General features: G+C 76.6%; 15 protein-coding genes. 10 read left to right on the top strand and 5 right to left on the bottom strand.

The annotated features are described in order from the left end of the window. Positions 1-53: 53 nt before the first annotated feature. Positions 54-917 (top strand): polysaccharide deacetylase family protein, encoded by an 864-nt coding sequence (locus tag MQV74_RS30915; protein ID WP_242725116.1) that lies wholly within the window; start codon positions 54-56, stop codon positions 915-917. Positions 918-927: 10 nt separating this feature from the next. Here the strand turns inward: MQV74_RS30915 and MQV74_RS30910 are convergent, their stop codons facing one another. Together MQV74_RS30910 and MQV74_RS30905 are read right to left on the bottom strand one after the other, a co-directional pair. Further along, on the bottom strand, positions 928-1,599 hold the full coding sequence (locus MQV74_RS30910; protein WP_242725114.1) for an ABC transporter: 672 nt from the start codon (positions 1,597-1,599) through the stop codon (positions 928-930). Beyond that, entirely contained in the window at positions 1,596-2,486 is an 891-nt protein-coding gene (locus MQV74_RS30905) for an ABC transporter ATP-binding protein (RefSeq protein WP_242725110.1), read from the bottom strand. Before MQV74_RS30905 ends, MQV74_RS30910 begins: the two co-directional genes overlap by 4 nt. Before the next feature lie 59 nt (positions 2,487-2,545). Between MQV74_RS30905 and MQV74_RS30900 the strand changes: the two genes are divergently transcribed. Then, positions 2,546-3,265 (top strand): peptidyl-tRNA hydrolase, encoded by a 720-nt coding sequence (locus MQV74_RS30900; protein WP_242725107.1) that lies wholly within the window; start codon positions 2,546-2,548, stop codon positions 3,263-3,265. 88 nt (positions 3,266-3,353) lie between these two features. On the opposite strand, the gene MQV74_RS30895 is transcribed toward MQV74_RS30900, so the two are convergent. Next, positions 3,354-3,824, bottom strand: coding sequence for a hypothetical protein (locus MQV74_RS30895; RefSeq protein ID WP_242725104.1), 471 nt, complete (start codon positions 3,822-3,824; stop codon positions 3,354-3,356). Between the two features lie 254 nt (positions 3,825-4,078). On the opposite strand from MQV74_RS30895, the gene MQV74_RS30890 reads away from it, so the two are divergent. The 6 genes from MQV74_RS30890 to MQV74_RS30865 all read left to right on the top strand — a co-directional run bounded on the left by MQV74_RS30890 (position 4,079) and on the right by MQV74_RS30865 (position 11,005). After that, positions 4,079-4,843 (top strand): DUF4142 domain-containing protein, encoded by a 765-nt coding sequence (locus MQV74_RS30890; protein ID WP_242729246.1) that lies wholly within the window; start codon positions 4,079-4,081, stop codon positions 4,841-4,843. Positions 4,844-4,958: 115 nt separating this feature from the next. Next, on the top strand, positions 4,959-6,299 hold the full coding sequence (locus tag MQV74_RS30885) for a DUF692 domain-containing protein (protein ID WP_242725101.1): 1,341 nt from the start codon (positions 4,959-4,961) through the stop codon (positions 6,297-6,299). Between the two features lie 42 nt (positions 6,300-6,341). Further along, complete coding sequence (locus MQV74_RS30880; RefSeq protein WP_242725098.1) at positions 6,342-7,415, top strand: TIGR04222 domain-containing membrane protein; 1,074 nt, start codon at positions 6,342-6,344, stop codon at positions 7,413-7,415. A gap of 188 nt (positions 7,416-7,603) precedes the next feature. Further along, entirely contained in the window at positions 7,604-8,428 is an 825-nt protein-coding gene (locus MQV74_RS30875; RefSeq protein ID WP_242725095.1) for a DUF4142 domain-containing protein, read from the top strand. Positions 8,429-8,500: 72 nt separating this feature from the next. Further along, positions 8,501-9,298 (top strand): TIGR04222 domain-containing membrane protein, encoded by a 798-nt coding sequence (locus tag MQV74_RS30870; protein WP_242725092.1) that lies wholly within the window; start codon positions 8,501-8,503, stop codon positions 9,296-9,298. 102 nt (positions 9,299-9,400) lie between these two features. After that, complete coding sequence (locus tag MQV74_RS30865; RefSeq protein ID WP_242725089.1) at positions 9,401-11,005, top strand: alpha/beta hydrolase; 1,605 nt, start codon at positions 9,401-9,403, stop codon at positions 11,003-11,005. Positions 11,006-11,014: 9 nt separating this feature from the next. On the opposite strand, the gene hemQ is transcribed toward MQV74_RS30865, so the two are convergent. Both hemQ and hemG read right to left on the bottom strand, forming a co-directional pair. After that, the gene (gene hemQ, locus MQV74_RS30860; RefSeq protein WP_138962332.1) at positions 11,015-11,734 is read right to left on the bottom strand and encodes a hydrogen peroxide-dependent heme synthase; all 720 of its coding nucleotides are present in this window, start codon (positions 11,732-11,734) and stop codon (positions 11,015-11,017) included. A 4-nt stretch (positions 11,735-11,738) separates the two neighbouring features. After that, entirely contained in the window at positions 11,739-13,229 is a 1,491-nt protein-coding gene (gene hemG / locus MQV74_RS30855) for a protoporphyrinogen oxidase (RefSeq protein ID WP_242725085.1), read from the bottom strand. A gap of 164 nt (positions 13,230-13,393) precedes the next feature. Here hemG and MQV74_RS30850 point away from each other — a divergent pair, with 164 nt between their 5' ends. Together MQV74_RS30850 and MQV74_RS30845 are read left to right on the top strand one after the other, a co-directional pair. Continuing rightward, entirely contained in the window at positions 13,394-14,386 is a 993-nt protein-coding gene (locus MQV74_RS30850; RefSeq protein ID WP_242725082.1) for a DUF4349 domain-containing protein, read from the top strand. A gap of 96 nt (positions 14,387-14,482) precedes the next feature. Further along, positions 14,483-15,868: an FAD-dependent oxidoreductase gene (locus tag MQV74_RS30845; protein ID WP_242725065.1), complete on the top strand. Its 1,386-nt coding sequence runs from the start codon at positions 14,483-14,485 to the stop codon at positions 15,866-15,868. Positions 15,869-16,378 lie beyond the last annotated feature (510 nt).

Genomic DNA, 16,378 nt, shown 5'->3' with positions numbered 1-16,378 from the left:
CGACACCTCTCACTTACCCGATTTACCGCTTGTATGCCGATACCGTCCTGCGTGTGATCACTCGTACCCGGAAGTGGACCGCCCTCCTCACCCTCGCCGCGGCCGCCCTCACGGCCTGCGGCACCGCCCCCGGCACCCCCGCCTCCGCGCCCCGGCCCGAGCGGCCCGCCGCCCCCGCCCACCGCGCGGCCCCGCCCACCCTCGCCCCGGGCCCGCAGGGCCTGACCCCGGTGTTCAGCAGGGCGCCCGGCGAGCGGGCGCGGCCCGCCGTGGCCCTCACCTTCGACGCCGACATGACCGCCGGCCAGGGCCCCCGCGCCACCGGGGGCGAGCGGTTCGACAACCCCGCGCTCGTCGCGACGCTGCGCCGCCTCAAGGTCCCCGCGACGTTCTTCATGACGGGCCGCTGGGCCGAGGAGTACCCGGCGCAGGCCCGGTCCATCGGCCGGGACCCGCTCTTCGAGGTGGCCAACCACTCCTACAGCCACTACGCCTTCACGGCGGACTGCTACGGCCTGCCCACGCTGCCCCGCGACCGCGTGCGCGCCGACGTGGAGCGCGCGTTCGCCGCCTTCCGGCGGGCGGGCGTCACCCGGACCGTGCCGTACTTCCGCTTCCCCGGCGGCTGCTACGACCGCGCCGCCCTGCGCGCCCTGGCCCCGGCCGGGGTCACGGCGGTGCAGTGGGACGTGGTGAGCGGCGACGCCTTCGCGACGGACCCGGACGCGGTGGCGCGCCAGGTCCTGCGGGAGGTGCGCCCCGGTTCGGTCGTGGTGCTGCACTGCACGCGCAGCGCGGCCCCGGCCACGGAGCGCGCGCTCCGGCGCATCGTCCCCGAGCTCCGCGAGCGCGGCTTCCGCCTGGTCCGCGTGTCGGAGCAGATCGGGGCCGCCCGCGCCCACGGCCAGGGCGGCTGAACGGCCCGGCTCACTCCCGGCGCGCGCAGGCCCCGCAGGCGAGGGCCACCGCCGCCGCGGCCGCCGCGAGGGCCGCGGCGACCGCCCCCACCGGCAGCGGCACCGTGCCCTCGCGCGAACCGCGCGTGAGGTCGGTGAGGACCGCCTTGGCGGGCGATCCCGTGGTCACCAGGGCCAGGAGCGCGACCAGCAGGAGCGCGGGCACCGCCCGCCCCGGCGAGCGCAGCAGCGGCCTGCTGGTCAGGGCCCCGACGGCCGTGCCGAGCAGCGCGCTGACCAGCATCGCAAGGAGTCCCGCCGCGGCGGCGGGCCCGCGCGCCACGGCCGTCTGGTGGTCGGTGCTCGCCGCGTCGCTGATGACGGCGACGGCCGCGGCGGCCGCCGCCCCGAGGGCGCTCGCCGCCAGGAAGGCGGTGAGCAGCGCGGCGAGGTGTGCGCGCCCGGGCCCCGCGGCGGCCGCCGTGCAACCGCGCGCGGCGGGTGGTTCGTTGGTGACGCAGATCCGCGCCAGCCAGGCCGTCACGGGCAGCAGGGCCGCCGCCGCGTACGCGAGCGAGTCGAGCACGGGCTGCCCGCCCTGGACGCCGACGGCGAGGAACACCGCGTAGAGGATGACCGGCGCGAGCCAGCGCTGGGAGCGAAGGAGCAGGGCCGTCTGGTACCGCAGCAGGGCCGCCGTCACCGCCGCTCCTCCGCCGCCCGTACGCCGACGACGTGCCAGGGCGGGCTCGCCGTGAGCAGGGCGCGCAGGACCAGGTCCGAGTGCGGCTCCGCGACCACCAGGCGCCGGACGTCCGGCTCCGGGCCCGCGTCGGCCGTCCCCGGGAGGCCGGGCGGCAGCGGCGCGCCGTGCGGGCCGCGGACCTCGATGACCACGGCGGGGCCCGCGGCCGCCGGGTCCTGCGCGGGCTGCTCCGCGCGGCGGTGCACGCCCGTGCCGGTCGTCTCGTACGTCTCGTCCGGCAGCCCCGCGAGCCGTCGCGGGTCGTGGTCGACGAAGACGGCGGCGCCGCCGGTGGCCGTGTGCTCGGCGACGGCGCGGTCGAGGACGTCGCGGGCGGCCGTGTCCAGGCCCGTCCACGCCTCGTCGAGGACGAGCAGGCCGGGCTCCGCGAGCAGGGCCTGGGCGACGGCGACCTTCTGGCTGCTGCCCTTGGACAGTTCGGGCAGGGGGGTGCCCGCGTGGCCCGCGGCGTCGAAGCGCTCCAGCCACGCGTGTGCGCGCCGGGCCGCCGTCGCGCCGCTCAGGCCGTGCACGCGGCCCATGTGCGTGAGGTAGCCCGCCGCGGTGAACGGCAGGGCGGCCGGGAAGCGTTCGGGCACGTAGGCGGTGCGGGGGCGGCCGTGGACGCGGCCCTCGGTCGGGGCGTCGATGCGGGCGAGGAGCCGCAGGAGCGTGGACTTGCCGGTGCCGTTCGCGCCCTGGACGCGGGTGAGGGTCCCGGCGCGCACGCCGAGGGTCACGCCGCGCAGCACCCAGGGGCCGCGCAGGCCGTAGCGGCGGCCCGCGCCGTCGAGTCGTAGCGCGAAGTCCGTGGTTCCACTGCCGATGCCCCCCGTGCGTCCCATGCGCCCATCCTCGCGCACCGGCCCCGGGCGCTGTCGGGCGTCCCTGGCAGACTGGTTCGGTGAGTGCTTACGAACCCCAGGCCGACAGTCCCTTCCGTGCCGAGCCCAGCGAGCGCGACCAGGCGCCGCAGTTCGTGCTGCCCCTGGTGGCGCGCATCGAGCGGGCGGCTCCCCCGGCGCGTACGGACGCCCTGGAGACGGCGGCGCGCGCGGTCCTGACGATCCTCAGCGACGAGCGGTCCCTCGGCGAGGGCGCGTGGGCCGAGGCGATGCGGGACTGGCAGGACGCCCGGATCCGCAAGGTGGTGCGCAGGGCGCGGGGCGCGGAGTGGCGCCGCGCGGAGGCCCTGGACGGCATCACGGTCGCGGGCAAGGCGGCGGAGGTCCGCGCCTATCCGCCGGTCCCGCTGGACGGCTGGCCCAAGGACCTGGCCCGCCTCCAGGTGTCGGGCACGGACCTGGACGACCCTGAGCCGCCCCTGGACCCGGAGCCGGGCACGCCGGTGCTCTGGCTGAACCCCGAGGTGACGATGTCGGCGGGCAAGGCCATGGCGCAGGCCGGGCACGGCGCGCAGCTCGCCTGGTGGGACCTGACGGCGGCGGACCGGGCGGCGTGGCGGGACGCCGGTTTCGCCCTGGCCGTGCGGACCGCGCCGCCGTCCCGCTGGCGGGAGTTGACCACGAGCGGCCTGCCGGTGGTCCGGGACGCGGGCTACACGGAGATCGCCCCCGGCTCCTGCACGGTGGTCGCCGACCACCCGGCCCTGCGGGGCAGCTGACCGGCACGACGGAGCCCGTGCCCGGTGGCCGCCGGCCGGCCGGGCCCCGCGCCGCAGGGCACCCGGCCAGTCGGCGGGCCCCGCCGGGCTACCCCGCGCAGTCCTCGCCCTCGTACGCCGACAGGGCCGTCTGCCGCTTCTCGACGAGGGCGCGCATGGTGTCGTCGTCCACGCGGTCGTGCGCGAGGGCGATGGCCGCCTCGTCCTGTACGGCAGCCCAGGCCTTGCGGGCCCGCTTGTTGGCGACGCACCGGGTGTCGCTGCGCAGGAAGCCCGCTCCGGCGGCGAGGCCCGCCGAGAACAGCGCGAGGAAGGCCGCGGGCACGCGCGCGTCCGCGGTGGCGAGGCCCGCGGCGCCGGAGACCCCGGCGAGCAGCGCCGCGGGGAAGCCGAGGACGACGTCGACCACCGCCCACCACAGCGCTCTGCGGTCCGCGCGCCGCACCCGCAGGGTCGCCTCGTCGCGCAGCCGCACGGCCTCGGCGCGCAGCGGGCAGTCGGGCCCCGCCGGGCCCCTGGCACGGAGGGCGGCGCTCGGTTCACCGGGCGTTTCGGCCATGCGTCAGATTCCAGCCGAACGGCCCGTACGCGGACGAGTGCGACCGGGTACGAAAAGACCCCGGCGGCGCTGTCGAGTTCCCACAGGCTCCGAGGCCCGTACCGGCGAGGCTCCGGCATGGCGCGTGACTCCCGTCACAGCCGGGGCCAGTCGTGAACACCCCGCCCACCCCTCCCGTACCTTCCCGTACCACCAAGTGGCTTGGTCAGCAGTTCCGTTGCGGCCCGGGAGGCACCTTGCGGCGCACCATGCCCATCAGGCACATCAACGGCACGGCCCTGATCATCGCGGCCCTCGTCGTCACCGTGGGGGCGCTCGCGTTCCCCGTGTGGTCGTACGCCGACCGCTCCGGCACGGGCGAGGCGAACCTCGACGCCGGGAGCGTGTCGACGCGTTGGGGCCCGCTGTCGGCCACCGACCGGGACTTCCTCGTGAAGGTACGGCTCGCCGGGCTGTGGGAGATACCGGCCGGGCAGCAGGCCGTGGAGCGCGCGCCCACCAAGGCCGTCAAGGAGGCCGGTGACCACCTGATCGTCGGGCACACCGACCTCGACCAGCGGGTGCGCGGGGTCGCCGCGCAGCTGAGCGTGGAGCTGCCCAACCAGCCGAACGAGCAACAGCAGGGCTGGCTCAAGGAGTTGACCGCGGCGAGCGGCGAGACGTACCAGCGCAAGTTCGCGAACCTGCTGCGCGTCTCGCACGGCAAGGTGTTCGCCCTGATCGCCCAGGTGCGGGACGGCACCCGCAACTCGCTGGTGCGCCAGCTCGCCTCGGACGCCAACCAGACCGTCCTGGACCACATCACCATGCTGGAGGGCACAGGCCTCGTCGACTTCGACGCCATCGCGGACGGCAACGCCGCGACCGCCACCGCGAGCCCCACCGGCCCCCCGGCGCCCGGCGGCACGCCCCCGGAGCCCGCCCCCGCCGGTCCGAGCGGCGACGTCTCCGGCACCTCACGGCCCTCGCCCGGGGCCCCCGGCACCGTCAACACCGACCGGCCCGAACCTCAAATGTAGCTCTGAACCCGCTGATCAGAAGGTTCGGGCAGCCCTGTCGCGGTCATGACTCCGGCGTCGAAGGAGGATGCAAAGGCGCGTCACGGAGCGAAGGACCAAGGACACGGGGGGAATCATGGTGCGGTTGGGTACGGGGATCGGCTGGCGGCCGGAGATGGCGGACGCCGTGGAGGACATGCCCGGCATCGACTGGGTCGAGGTCGTGGCGGAGAACGTCTGCCCGGGGCATCTGCCCGAGTCCCTGACGCGGCTGCGCGAGCGCGGCGTCACGGTCGTGCCGCACGGCGTCTCGCTCGGGCTCGGCGGCGCCGACCGGCCCGACGAGGCGCGGCTCGCCGCGCTCGCGGAGCGCGCCGTGGCCCTGGGCGCGCCGCTCGTCACCGAGCACATCGCCTTCGTCCGGGCCGGGGGGCCGCTCACCGTCTCGCAGCAGCTCGAAGCGGGGCACCTGCTGCCGGTGCCGCGCACCCGGGACGCGCTCGCCGTGCTGTGCGAGAACGTCCGGATCGCGCAGGACGCCCTGCCCGTGCCGCTCGCCGTGGAGAACATCGCGGCCCTGATCGCCTGGCCGGGCGAGGAGCTGACGGAGGGGCAGTTCCTCTACGAGCTGGTGGAGCGGACCGGCGTACGGCTGCTCATCGACGTGGCGAACCTGCACACCAACCACGTGAACCGCGGCGAGGACCCCGCGAAGGCGCTGGCCGAGCTGCCCCTGGAGGCCCTCGCGTACGTGCACGTGGCGGGCGGCTTCGAGCGGGACGGCGTCTGGCACGACAGCCACGCGCACCCCGTGCCGCAGCCGGTCCTCGACGTCCTCGCCGACCTGGCCGCGCGCACGGACCCGCCGGGCGTGCTCCTGGAGCGGGACGAGAACTTCCCCGCGCCGGGCGAGCTCGAACGCGAACTGGACGTCATCCGCGCGACGGTGGCGAAGGCGGCGGGGCCAGGGGGCCTCGGCGCCGGGCTCCTCCCCGGCGCGGGCGCGGCCCCGCAGGCCCCGGCCGAAGCCCCGGACGCCGAGGCCCTGGCCACCGCCCGCGAGCGCGTGGCCCTCGCGCAGACGTCGCTGCTGTCCGCGCTCGTCGCGGGGACGCCCGCGCCGGAGGGCTTCGACCGGGTGCGGCTCGGTGTGCAGAGCCGGGCGCTCGCCGCCAAGCGGGCGGACGTCGTGGCGAAGGTCGCGCCCGAGCTGCCGGAGATCCTCGGGGACGCGTACCGGAGCGAGTTCCGCGCCTACGCGGCGGGGCGTCCGATGACGGCGGGCTACCGCCGCGACGCCCTGTCCTTCGCCGAGCAGCTCCTGCTCGCGGGCCGCCCCGAGGACGCCGCGGCGCGCGGCCGCCTCACCCACTGGTGGCTGGACCGCTCGGGACCGCGCCCCCTGGAGGGCCGTCCGGTGACGCGCTGGCTGCGCACGGCGCGGCTCGCGCTGCGCCGGAGCCAGGCGCTCCGCTGACACGGCGCCCCACACGCACACACCGCTCCCGGGGGATCAGCCATGCACCGCACCCACCTGACGCAGACCGCCCTGTCCGACGCGGCCGCAGAGGCCCTCGCCGGCTGCTACGTCCTGCTCGTCGCCGCCTCGTGCGCCGCCGTCGTCGCCGGGGTCTTCCTGACCCGGCGGCGCCCGGGGCACGGCCGCGCGAAACCGCCGCACGGCTCCTTGGACGACGCGTACGAGGCCGCGTTCCTCGCGGGCGGGCCCGGCCGGGTCGCCGACGCCGCGCTCGCCGCCCTGCACGAGGACGGCCGCCTCCTGGTCACGCACCCCGGCCTCGCCGGCGTCGCCCCGGGCGCCGCGGCCCGGCACCCGGTGGAGGCCGCGGTGCTCGCGACGTACGCCACCGCGCCCAGCGGCGCCCTGCACTGGCTGCGCGCCGCGGTGATGCGCGCCCCGGCCGTGCAGGGGCTCGGGGACGGGCTCGCCGCCCGCGGTCTGATGGTGCCGCCGGGCCCGCTGCGGCCCTGGCGGCGCCGGATCACCGCGCATCTGGTCCTGTGCGCGGCGGGCGTGCCGCTCGGCCTCGTCCTGCCCACGACGTCCTCGGTCGGCAGGTCCAACTCCGCGTTCTCCGACCTCCAAGTGGTCCTCGTGGTGCTGCTGGGCGGCGCCGTCGGGGTGCTCTGCTCCCGGGTGGCCAGGGACCGGGCGACCGCGCGCGGCCGCGTGGCGCTGCGCCTGCACCGGGTCCGCACCCGCAAGGAGGAGCGGGGTGCCGCGCACGCGGTCGCCGCGCGCGGCCTGCGCGGCGTCGCGGACACCGAGCTGCGCAAGCAGCTCGCGCAGGCACGGCGGCTGCGCGTCGGCCACCCGCCCGCCGTGCCCGTCGCCGCCTCCCCCGCGCCCTTCGGGGCCACCGCCCTGTGGACCGGCGCCCCCGTCGCCTGGTGCGCGGGCGGCACCGGCTGCGGCGGCCCCAGCTGCGGCACCGCGAACCGCGACGGCGAGGGCGACAGCCGCGACGGGTCCGGCTCCGGCTGCGGGAGCGGCGGGAGCGGCTGCGGCACGGGCGGCTGCGGGGCGGGCTGCGGGGGCGGCTGCGGCGGTGGAGGCGGCGGAGGCGACTGACCGCGGGACACCGGGCGGTCGCGGGGGGCGCCCCCGACGTGCCCCCGCGACCGCCCCTGCCGCATCCCACGGGCGCGCACGACCGCCCCACGTGCACGCCCCCGTACGGACGTTGACGTACCTCGCGCGGTATCGCGGCCCCCGGCCTCCGGCACGCACTAGCGTGCACAGGCGCTACAGGAGGCTTCATGCGATCCCGATTCGTCCGCGGCGGCGGACTCACCCCGGGCGGCGGACTCGTCCGGGGCGGCGGACTCACCCGAGGCCGCGGGCTCATCAGCGGCAGCGGGCTCGTGCTCGTGGGGCTCGTCGTCACCCTGGCCGCGCTGGTCTTTCCGGTGTGGTCCTACGAGGACCGGTCCGGCACCGGTCTCGACGCGCTCAACGCGCAGACCGAGCCGACCGAGTTCGGCCCTCTGTCCGCGCTCGACCGGGACTTCGTCACCAAGGTGCGGCTCGCGGGCCTGTGGGAGCTGCCCGCCGGACAGCAGGCCGAGGAGCGCGGCACCACCCAGGCCGTGCACACCGCGGGCGAGCACCTCGTGGAGGGGCACACCTTCCTCGACGCCCGCGTCCGCGAGGTCGCGGCGCAGCTGCGGCTCGAACTGCCCAGCCAGCCCACGGCCCAGCAGCGGCGCTGGCTGGCCGAGCTGAGCGCGGCGCGCGGCGCGGCGTACGACGAGACGTTCGCGAACGTCCTGCGGCTGGCGCACGGCAAGGTCTTCGCCCTCGTCGCCCAGGTCCGCGCGGGCACCCGCAACTCGCTGGTGCGGGCCCTCGCCGACGACGCGAACACCACGGTCCTCGACCACATCAAGGTCCTGGAGGCCACCGGGCTCGTCGACTTCGACCGGATCGCCCGCGACGGCGCGACCTCGGGCCCGCGGCCCGCGACCCGCTCGCCCGCGCCACCGGGCCCCGTGGACGGCTCGCCGCCCGCGGCGTCGCCGGTGACGCCGACGCCGAGCTTCACGCTGCCGCCCGCCGTGTCCCGGCCGAGGCCCCGCCCCTGAGCCCTGTGATCCTCGTCCACATCGTGGAATTCCGCTGGCGCCGTCACCGGAGGTTCACATAGAAACACCGGCATGTTCTGGGTTCCCCTGCTCCTCCTCGCCTGCACCGTCGCCGCCCTGTCCTGCGGGCGGCTGTGCCTGGCCGCCGTGCACGCCGCGGCCGCCGAGGCCAGGACCCCCCGGTCGACGCGGAGCCTCACGCTGTACGAGGCGGCGTTCCTGTCCGGCGGCCCCGGCCGCGTGGCCGACGTGGCGCTGGTCTCGATGGCGCGACGGCGGCGGCTGCTGCTCGCGCACACCGGCTGGGCCACGGTCGTCGGCCCGGTCGGCGGCGACGCCCGGGACGCCCAGGACGACATGGAGCGGTCGGTCCTGGGCGCGATCGGCCCCGGCGGGCAGTCCCGGATCCCCCCGGTGCGCCGGGCGACGGCCGCCGCGGACGCGGTGCGGGCCCTCGCCGACCGCCTGGTCGCGGCGGGGCTCGCCGTCCCTGACGGCTCCTGGTCGGGCATCGCGGGCGCGCTCCGGCAGGTGCGGGCCGCGGCGGCCGCGGTCGCCGTGCTCGGTGCGTGCGCGACGCTGCTCCCCGGCCAGGGGCAGGGCGACGACCTGCCGGTCGCGGTGTGGTTCGCGCTGCCGCTGCTGCTCACCCTGAGCTGTCTGGCCATCGCCCGCTTCGAGGTGCCCGCCTCGCGCTGGGCGTCGCCCGCCGGGCAGCGGCTGCTCGGCGCGGTGCCCTCGCGCGACGACCTCACGGCGCTCGCCGTGCGCGGGGTGCGCGCCCTGAACGACCCGGGCCTGCGCGCCGCGCTCTCGCACCGGGACCCGAACCTCGACGGCTACCGGTCCACGCGCCAACAGGGTCATTGAGCCGACACCGGCGGACCGGTGCTTTACTTCGCCAACCGCTGAGCGAAACATCCCTTTCGTCACACTTCATGGCTTTCTTGTGCGAAAGGGCCCAGAACCGCGATGAGAGCAGCCGCAGCCGTCCTGTACGGAGCCGCAGGGTCCCTGGTCCTCTCCGCCCTCGTCGCCGCCCCCGCGCACCCCTTCCCCCAGCCCACCCGGGAGGAGCGGGGCACCGCCGTCGCCGCCGAGCGCGCCCGCGCCGCGGGCGTCCGCTTCGGGGCCTGCCCGGCGGCGGAGGGCCTGCCGCCGTCCGTGCGCTGCGGCACGGTCAGGGTCCCGCTCGACTACGCGGACCCCGACGGCGAGCAGATCGAACTGACCGTCAGCCGCGCCGAGGCCACCGGCAGGGCGGGCGGCCACCGGGTGGCACGGCAGGGCGCACTCGTCTTCAACCCGGGCGGCCCCGGCGCGTCCGGCATGTACTTCCCGCTGGTCCGCGGCCTGCCGGAGTTCCGGCGCCTGGCGGCGGCGTACGACCTCGTCGGCTACGCGCCGCGCGGCGTCGGCCGCTCCGCGCCGCTGTCCTGCCAGGACCCGGAGGAGTTCACGAAGGCGCCCACGGACTCGCCGGTCCACCCGGGCCCGGCGGTCAAGGCCGAGCGGATCGAGCGGGCGCGGGCGTACGCGCGCGGCTGCGCCGAGCGGGCCGGTGCCGCCCTGCCGCACTACACCACGCTCAACAACGCCCGGGACCTGGACGTGCTGCGCGCCGCGCTCGGCGAGGAGAAGCTGACCTTCATGGGCGCCTCGTACGGCACGTACTTCGGCGCGGTGTACGCGACGCTGTTCCCCGACCACGTGCGCCGCATGGTGTTCGACTCGGCGGTGAACCCCGACCCGGAGCAGGTCTGGTACGCCAACAACCTCGACCAGTCCGCCGCGTTCGAGCGGCGCTGGGCCGACTTCCGGGCGTGGGTGGCCAAGCACGACAGGACGTACGGCCTGGGCGCGACGCCCGACGCCGTGGCGCGCGCCTACGACAAGGTGCGGGCGGCGGTGACCCGCGAGCCCGCGGGCGGCACGGTCGGCTCCGACCAGCTGCACTCGGCGTTCCTGCAGGCCGGGTACTACGACGACTACTGGCCGATGCGGGCGACCGCCCTGTCGCAGTACCTCAAGGGCAATCCGCGGCCGCTGGTCGCACAGGCCGGGCCCCGGCCCGCGGCGGCCGCCGAGGAGGAGAACGGCAACGCCGTGTACACCGCGGTGCTGTGCAACGACGCCTCCTGGCCCACCGACTTCGCGGTGTGGGACCGCGACAACACGGACCTGGCGCGCACGGCCCCGTTCGAGACGTGGGACAACGCCTGGATGAACCTGCCGTGCGCCTACTGGCCCGCGCCCCGGCAGCGGCCGGTGGACGTGTGGGCCCCGGCGGGCGCCCTGCCGCCGACGCTGGTCCTGGCCGCCGAGCGGGACGCGGCGACGCCGTACGCGGGCGCCAGGGAACTGCACGAGCGGCTCTTCGGCTCGGTCCTCGTGACCGAGCGCGGCGCGGGCACCCACGGCATCGCGGGCGGCCCGAACGCCTGCGTCAACCGCTACGTGGACGCGTACCTGCTGGAGGGCCGCCTGCCCGACCGGCACGCGGAGTGCGCGCCGCACCCGGAGCCGCGGCCCACGACCCGGGCGAAGACGCGCGGGCCGCGGGCCGCCCGGCGGTGAGCGAAGCGGTTACGCCAGGCCCTCCACCAGGTCCGCCACGGACTTGCGGCGGCCGGTGTAGAACGGCACTTCCTCGCGGACGTGCATCCGGGCCTCGGAGGCCCGCAGGTGACGCATGAGGTCGACGATGCGGTACAGCTCGTCGGCCTCGAAGGCCAGCAGCCACTCGTAGTCGCCGAGCGAGAACGAGGCGACGGTGTTGGCGCGCACGTCGGGGTAGCCGCGCGCCATCTTGCCGTGGTCGGCGAGCATGCGGCGACGGTCCTCGTCGGGCAGCAGGTACCAGTCGTAGGAGCGCACGAAGGGGTAGACGCTCACGTAGTTCCGCGGCGTCTCGTCGGCGAGGAACGCCGGGATGTGCGACTTGTTGAACTCGGCCGGGCGGTGCAGCGCCATGTTCGACCAGACCGGCTCCAGGGCGCGGCCGAGCTTGGTGCGGCGGAAGAGGTTGTACGCGGTCTGGAGCTCGTCGCTGGTCTCCGCGTGCCACCAGATCATGATGTCGGCGTCGGCGCGGAGCCCCGACACGTCGTAGACGCCGCGGACGGTGACGTCCTGGGCGGCCAGCTTGTCGAACAGCTCCTGGACCTCGTCCGCGTACCCGAGGCGGCTCTCGGGCAGGACGTCGCGCAGCTTGAAGACGGACCACAGGGTGTAGCGGATGACCTCGTTGAGGTCCTTGGCCTTCTTGCCGGCGTTCGGGATCTTGGCGGGGGCGTCGTCACTCATGCGGCTATTGTCCCGCGCCGCCGTGGAGGCTCTGCACCGGGTGGGCCATCAGCTCCTCGACGCCGGAGAAGTCGCCCCTGAGCTGGTCGACGGCGGCGTACGCGCTGGCGATGCAGGCGGGGATGCCGACGCCGTCGTACGCGGCCCCGCAGACGGCCAGGCCCGGCAGGCGGCCCACGTGGGCGCGGACGCGGGCCACGCGCGCGTGGTGGCCGACGGGGTACTGGGGCAGGCCGTCGTGCCAGCGCGTGACGCGGGCGGCGACGGGCCGCGCGGTCAGGCCGACGGCCGCGCGCAGATCGCCGCGGGAGACGTCGATCAGTTCGTCGTCGTCGCGCTGGAGGTCCTGCTCCTCGCCGTAGCGGCCCACCGAGGTGCGCAGGACGAGGAGGTCCGGGTTCTCCTCGGCGATCCAGCCCCATTTCTGGGAGGCGAACGTGGACGCCTTGATGGTGCGTCCTTCGACGGGCGGCACGAGGAAGCCGCTGCCCTCGGGCAGGGACACGTCGGCGCGCCGATAGGCGAGCGTCATCAGGGCCATGGAGGCGTACTCGACGGCCCGCAGCTCGGCGGCGGCCCCCGGGGACACCGGGTCGAGGAGGCGGGCGGCGTGCGGGGCGGGGACGGCGAGGACCACGGCGTCCGCCGCGATCAGCCGGTCCGCGGCGCGCACCTCCCAGCCGTCGGGCGTCTTGCGCACCGCCTGGACGGAGGTGCCCAGGAGGATCTCGCCGCCCCGCGCGCGGACGGCGTCCGCGACGGCGAGCGGCAGCCGGCCCACGCCGCCCGCGATGCCCATGAACACCGGTCCCGTCTGCCGGCGCGCGGCGGCCAGGGCCTGGATCTCGCGGACCCCGTCCAGCAGGGAGCCGTGGGTGCGCGCGGCCTCGTACAGCTGCGGCACGGCCATGCGCATCGACAGGCGGTAGGCGTCCCCGGCGTACACCCCGCCGAGCAGCGGCTCGACCAGGCGGTCCACGACCTCGCGGCCGACCCGGGCCGCCACGTACGCGCCGACCGCGACGTCCTCGCCGACCTCGGTGGGCGCGAGCTCCGCGTCCCGGGCGACGCGCCGCAGGCCGTCCTCGGACAGCACCCCGGCGAGCACCGAGGGGTCGCCGGGCACGCCCATCACATGGCCCTTGGGCATGGGCACCAGGGCGCCGCGCGTCCACAGCGCGGCGCTCGCGGTGGCGGGTGCCTGGAGCGCGGCGCCGAGCCCGGCCTCACGGGCGAGCGCGACCGCCTCGGGGCGGCGGGCCAGCATCGACTCGGCGCCGAGGTCGACCCGCGCGCCCTCGATCTCGCCCGGGAGCAGCTTGCCGCCGACGCGGTCGGAGGCCTCGACGACGGTCACGCGGCACCCGGCCGCGAGCGCCCGGTGCGCGGCGGCGAGCCCGGCGATGCCGCCGCCCACCACGACGACGTGGGTCGCCTGTCCCGAACGTTCCTGGCCTGCGTGTCCCTGACCTGCCGAGTGATCCGTTGCGCGCATGCCCCCACTGTCTCAGACGGCCTCGGGGCGTCCGACGGCCGTCTCCCGCCGGGGCGAGTCCCGTTCGTGACCGCGCCGGGACCGCTTCGGGACCGTACGGGCCGAACGCCCCGGGCGTCAGGGCCGTCGTAGGGGCACAGTCACGACGAGCTCGGGGGTACGACATGCGCAGGGCCAGGACAGGCGGGGGCGTGCGGGCGCTGGCCGTCGCGCTGCTCGCGGGGACGCTCGCGCTCACGGGGTGCGGCGCGGGCGGCGGCGACGACGGGAAGGCGTCGGGCGGCGACGCGGCCCGGGCCGGGCGGGGCGACGGCGACGCGGGGTTCTCCGAGGGGGCGGGCGGCGCCGACCGGGCCGCCGGTGACGGCAGGGCGGCGGCGCCCGGCGGCAAGGGGGCCGGGGCGAAGAAGCCGTCCGGGCGGCTGCGGGCCGAGGGCCCGCACATCATCCGCACGGCGTCGCTGGCCGTGCGCGTACGGGACGTGCCGAAGGCCCTGGAGCGGGCCCGCGCGGTGGCCGCGGAGGCGGACGGCCTGGTCGGCGACGAGACCACGGACCGCGACCGGCACGGCAGGGAGCGCTCGCGCGTGGTGCTTCGGGTGCCGCAGGAGCGGTACGCGCAGGTCCTCACCGACCTGGCGGGCACGGGCAAGCTCCTGTCGCGCACCGCCAAGGCCGAGGACGTCACCGAGGAGGTCGTCGACGTCGAGAGCCGGGTCAGGACGCAGCGGGCGAGCGTGGCGCGGGTGCGGGAGCTGATGGACAAGGCCACGAAGATCAGCGACATCGTGTCCCTGGAGGGCGAGTTGAGCACCCGTCAGGCGGATCTGGAGGCGCTGCTCGCGCGGCAGGCCTCGCTCAAGGACCGCACGGCGCTCGCCACCGTCACGCTGACGCTCACCGAGTCCCCTGCCGGGCGCGGCGGAGCCGGTGACGACGACGATCCGACCGTCGTGGACGCCCTGGCGGGCGGCTGGGGCGCGTTCGTGACGATGCTGCGCTGGGCGGCGGTCGCCCTGGGCGCGGCGCTGCCGTTCGTGGCGGGCGTGGCGCTCCTGGGCGCGGCGTGGCTGCGGTGGGGCCGGGGGCGCGCGGTGCGGCCGACGCGCACGCCCCGGGCGCCGGAGGTCACGCCTCCGGCGCCGGACGGTTCCTGAGGCGGCCAGGCCGGGCCGGGTGCTGCCGCCCGGCCCGGTCCTGGCGGCAACGCGGGGGTGCGACGGGCGCGTTGACCGGCGACGTAGCGTGGGCGCATGAGCGAAAGACTGGTGGTCATCGGCGGTGACGCGGCGGGCATGTCCGCCGCGTCCCAGGCACGCAGGCTCAAGGCGCCCGAGGAGCTGGAGATCGTCGCGTTCGAGCGCGGCTCCTTCACCTCCTTCTCCGCCTGCGGCATCCCGTACTGGGTCGGCGGCGAGGTCTCCGAACGCGACGACCTGATCGCCCGGACACCGGAGGAGCACCGGGCCCGCGCGATCGATCTGCGGATGCGAACGGAGGTCGTGGAGATCGACCCGGCCCGGCGGCGGGTGCGCTCGCGCGACCTCTCCTCGGGCTCCGAGGAGTGGACGGCGTACGACAAGCTCGTGATCGCCACCGGCGCGCGGCCGCGGCGCCCGCGACTGCCCGGCATCGAGGCGCCGGGCGTGCACGGGGTGCAGACCCTGGGCGACGGCCAGGCCCTCCTTGAGCGGCTCGGGGCCACGCGGGGGCGCAGGGCGGTGGTGATCGGCGCGGGCTACATCGGCGTGGAGATGGCCGAGGCGCTGCTCCACCGGGGCTTCGAGGTGACGGCTCTCAACCGCGGCGAGCAGCCGATGTCGACGCTCGACCCCGACATGGGGCGCCTGGTCGGCGACGCGATGTCCGGCATGGGCATCGCAATGGTGAACGACGCCGAGGTCACGAAGATCCTCACCGGTGAGGACGGCGCGGTGCGGGCCGTGGCCACCGAGGACGCCGAGTACCCGGCCGACGTGGTGGTGCTCGGGATGGGCGTACGGCCCGAGACGGAGCTCGCGCGGGCGGCGGGGCTGCCGCTCGGGGAGCACGGCGGGCTGCTCACGGACCTGTCGATGCGGGTGCGGGGGCCCGTCGCGGACGGGGCCGTCTGGGCGGGCGGCGACTGCGTGGAGGTCCTCGACCTGGTCTCCGGGCAGCAGCGGCACATCGCGCTCGGCACGCACGCGAACAAGCACGGGCAGGTCATCGGCTCGAACGTGGGCGGCGGCTACGCGACGTTCCCGGGGGTCGTCGGCACGGCCGTGAGCAAGGTCTGCGACCTGGAGATCGCGCGCACGGGCCTGCGCGAGAAGGACGCGAAGGCGGTGGGCCTGCGGTACGAGACGGTGACCATCGAGTCGACGAGCCGGGCCGGGTACTACCCGGGGGCGGCGCCGATGACGGTGAAGATGCTGGCGGAGCGCCGGACGGGGCGGCTGCTCGGGACGCAGATCGTGGGGCGCGAGGGGGCGGCCAAGCGGGTCGACGTCGCGGCGGTGGCCCTGACGGCCCGGATGACGGTCGAGCAGATGACGGCCCTGGACCTCGGCTACGCACCGCCCTTCTCCCCCGTCTGGGACCCCGTCCTGGTGGCGGCCCGCAAGGCGGTGACGGCGGTCCGCGGGGCCAGCGGCTGACGCAGCGCGCTCCTGCGGCGGGGGGGGCGAGCCGCCGGGGCGCGTCCCAGTTGGGGCGGGGCGCGCAGGGGCGGGGGGTGCGCGGGCGCGGGCCGGGCCCCGACGGGCGGCCGGGAAGCGCCCCGCCGCGCGGGGCGGTGGGGGCGGAAAGGGGCATTGGTCCGCACCAATTTCCGCCGCCCGCCCGGCGCGAGGCCCCTTCAATTCTCCCGCACAATAGGGCGCCCCCGCCGTCCCGGGCCTCAGGTCCGAAGGTCCGCGCCCCGTATCCCGACGGCAACGCAGGTCGAACGCGCTTTGCGGCCTGCCGTCAAGCCCCGCGCGCCCCCGGACATGGCCGGTTCCCGCGCGCGCCCACAGGAGTGCGGCCGAGGTTGAACGCGCCCCCGCGCACGCCCCTTAGGTGTGGCCGCCAAGCACTTCGGCGGCGAGGCAGACCCGACCCCGTTGAGCGGGCACGGCTCCCCGGCGACGGTTCACGGGTCAACACTCCGTCAAACCCCTTCCCTC

This window comes from Streptomyces sp. AN091965 (genome assembly GCF_022698285.1).
Lineage (GTDB): Bacteria > Actinomycetota > Actinomycetes > Streptomycetales > Streptomycetaceae > Streptomyces.
Note: the sequence above shows the minus strand (reverse complement) of the source record. Positions and strands in the feature narration are given on the sequence as shown.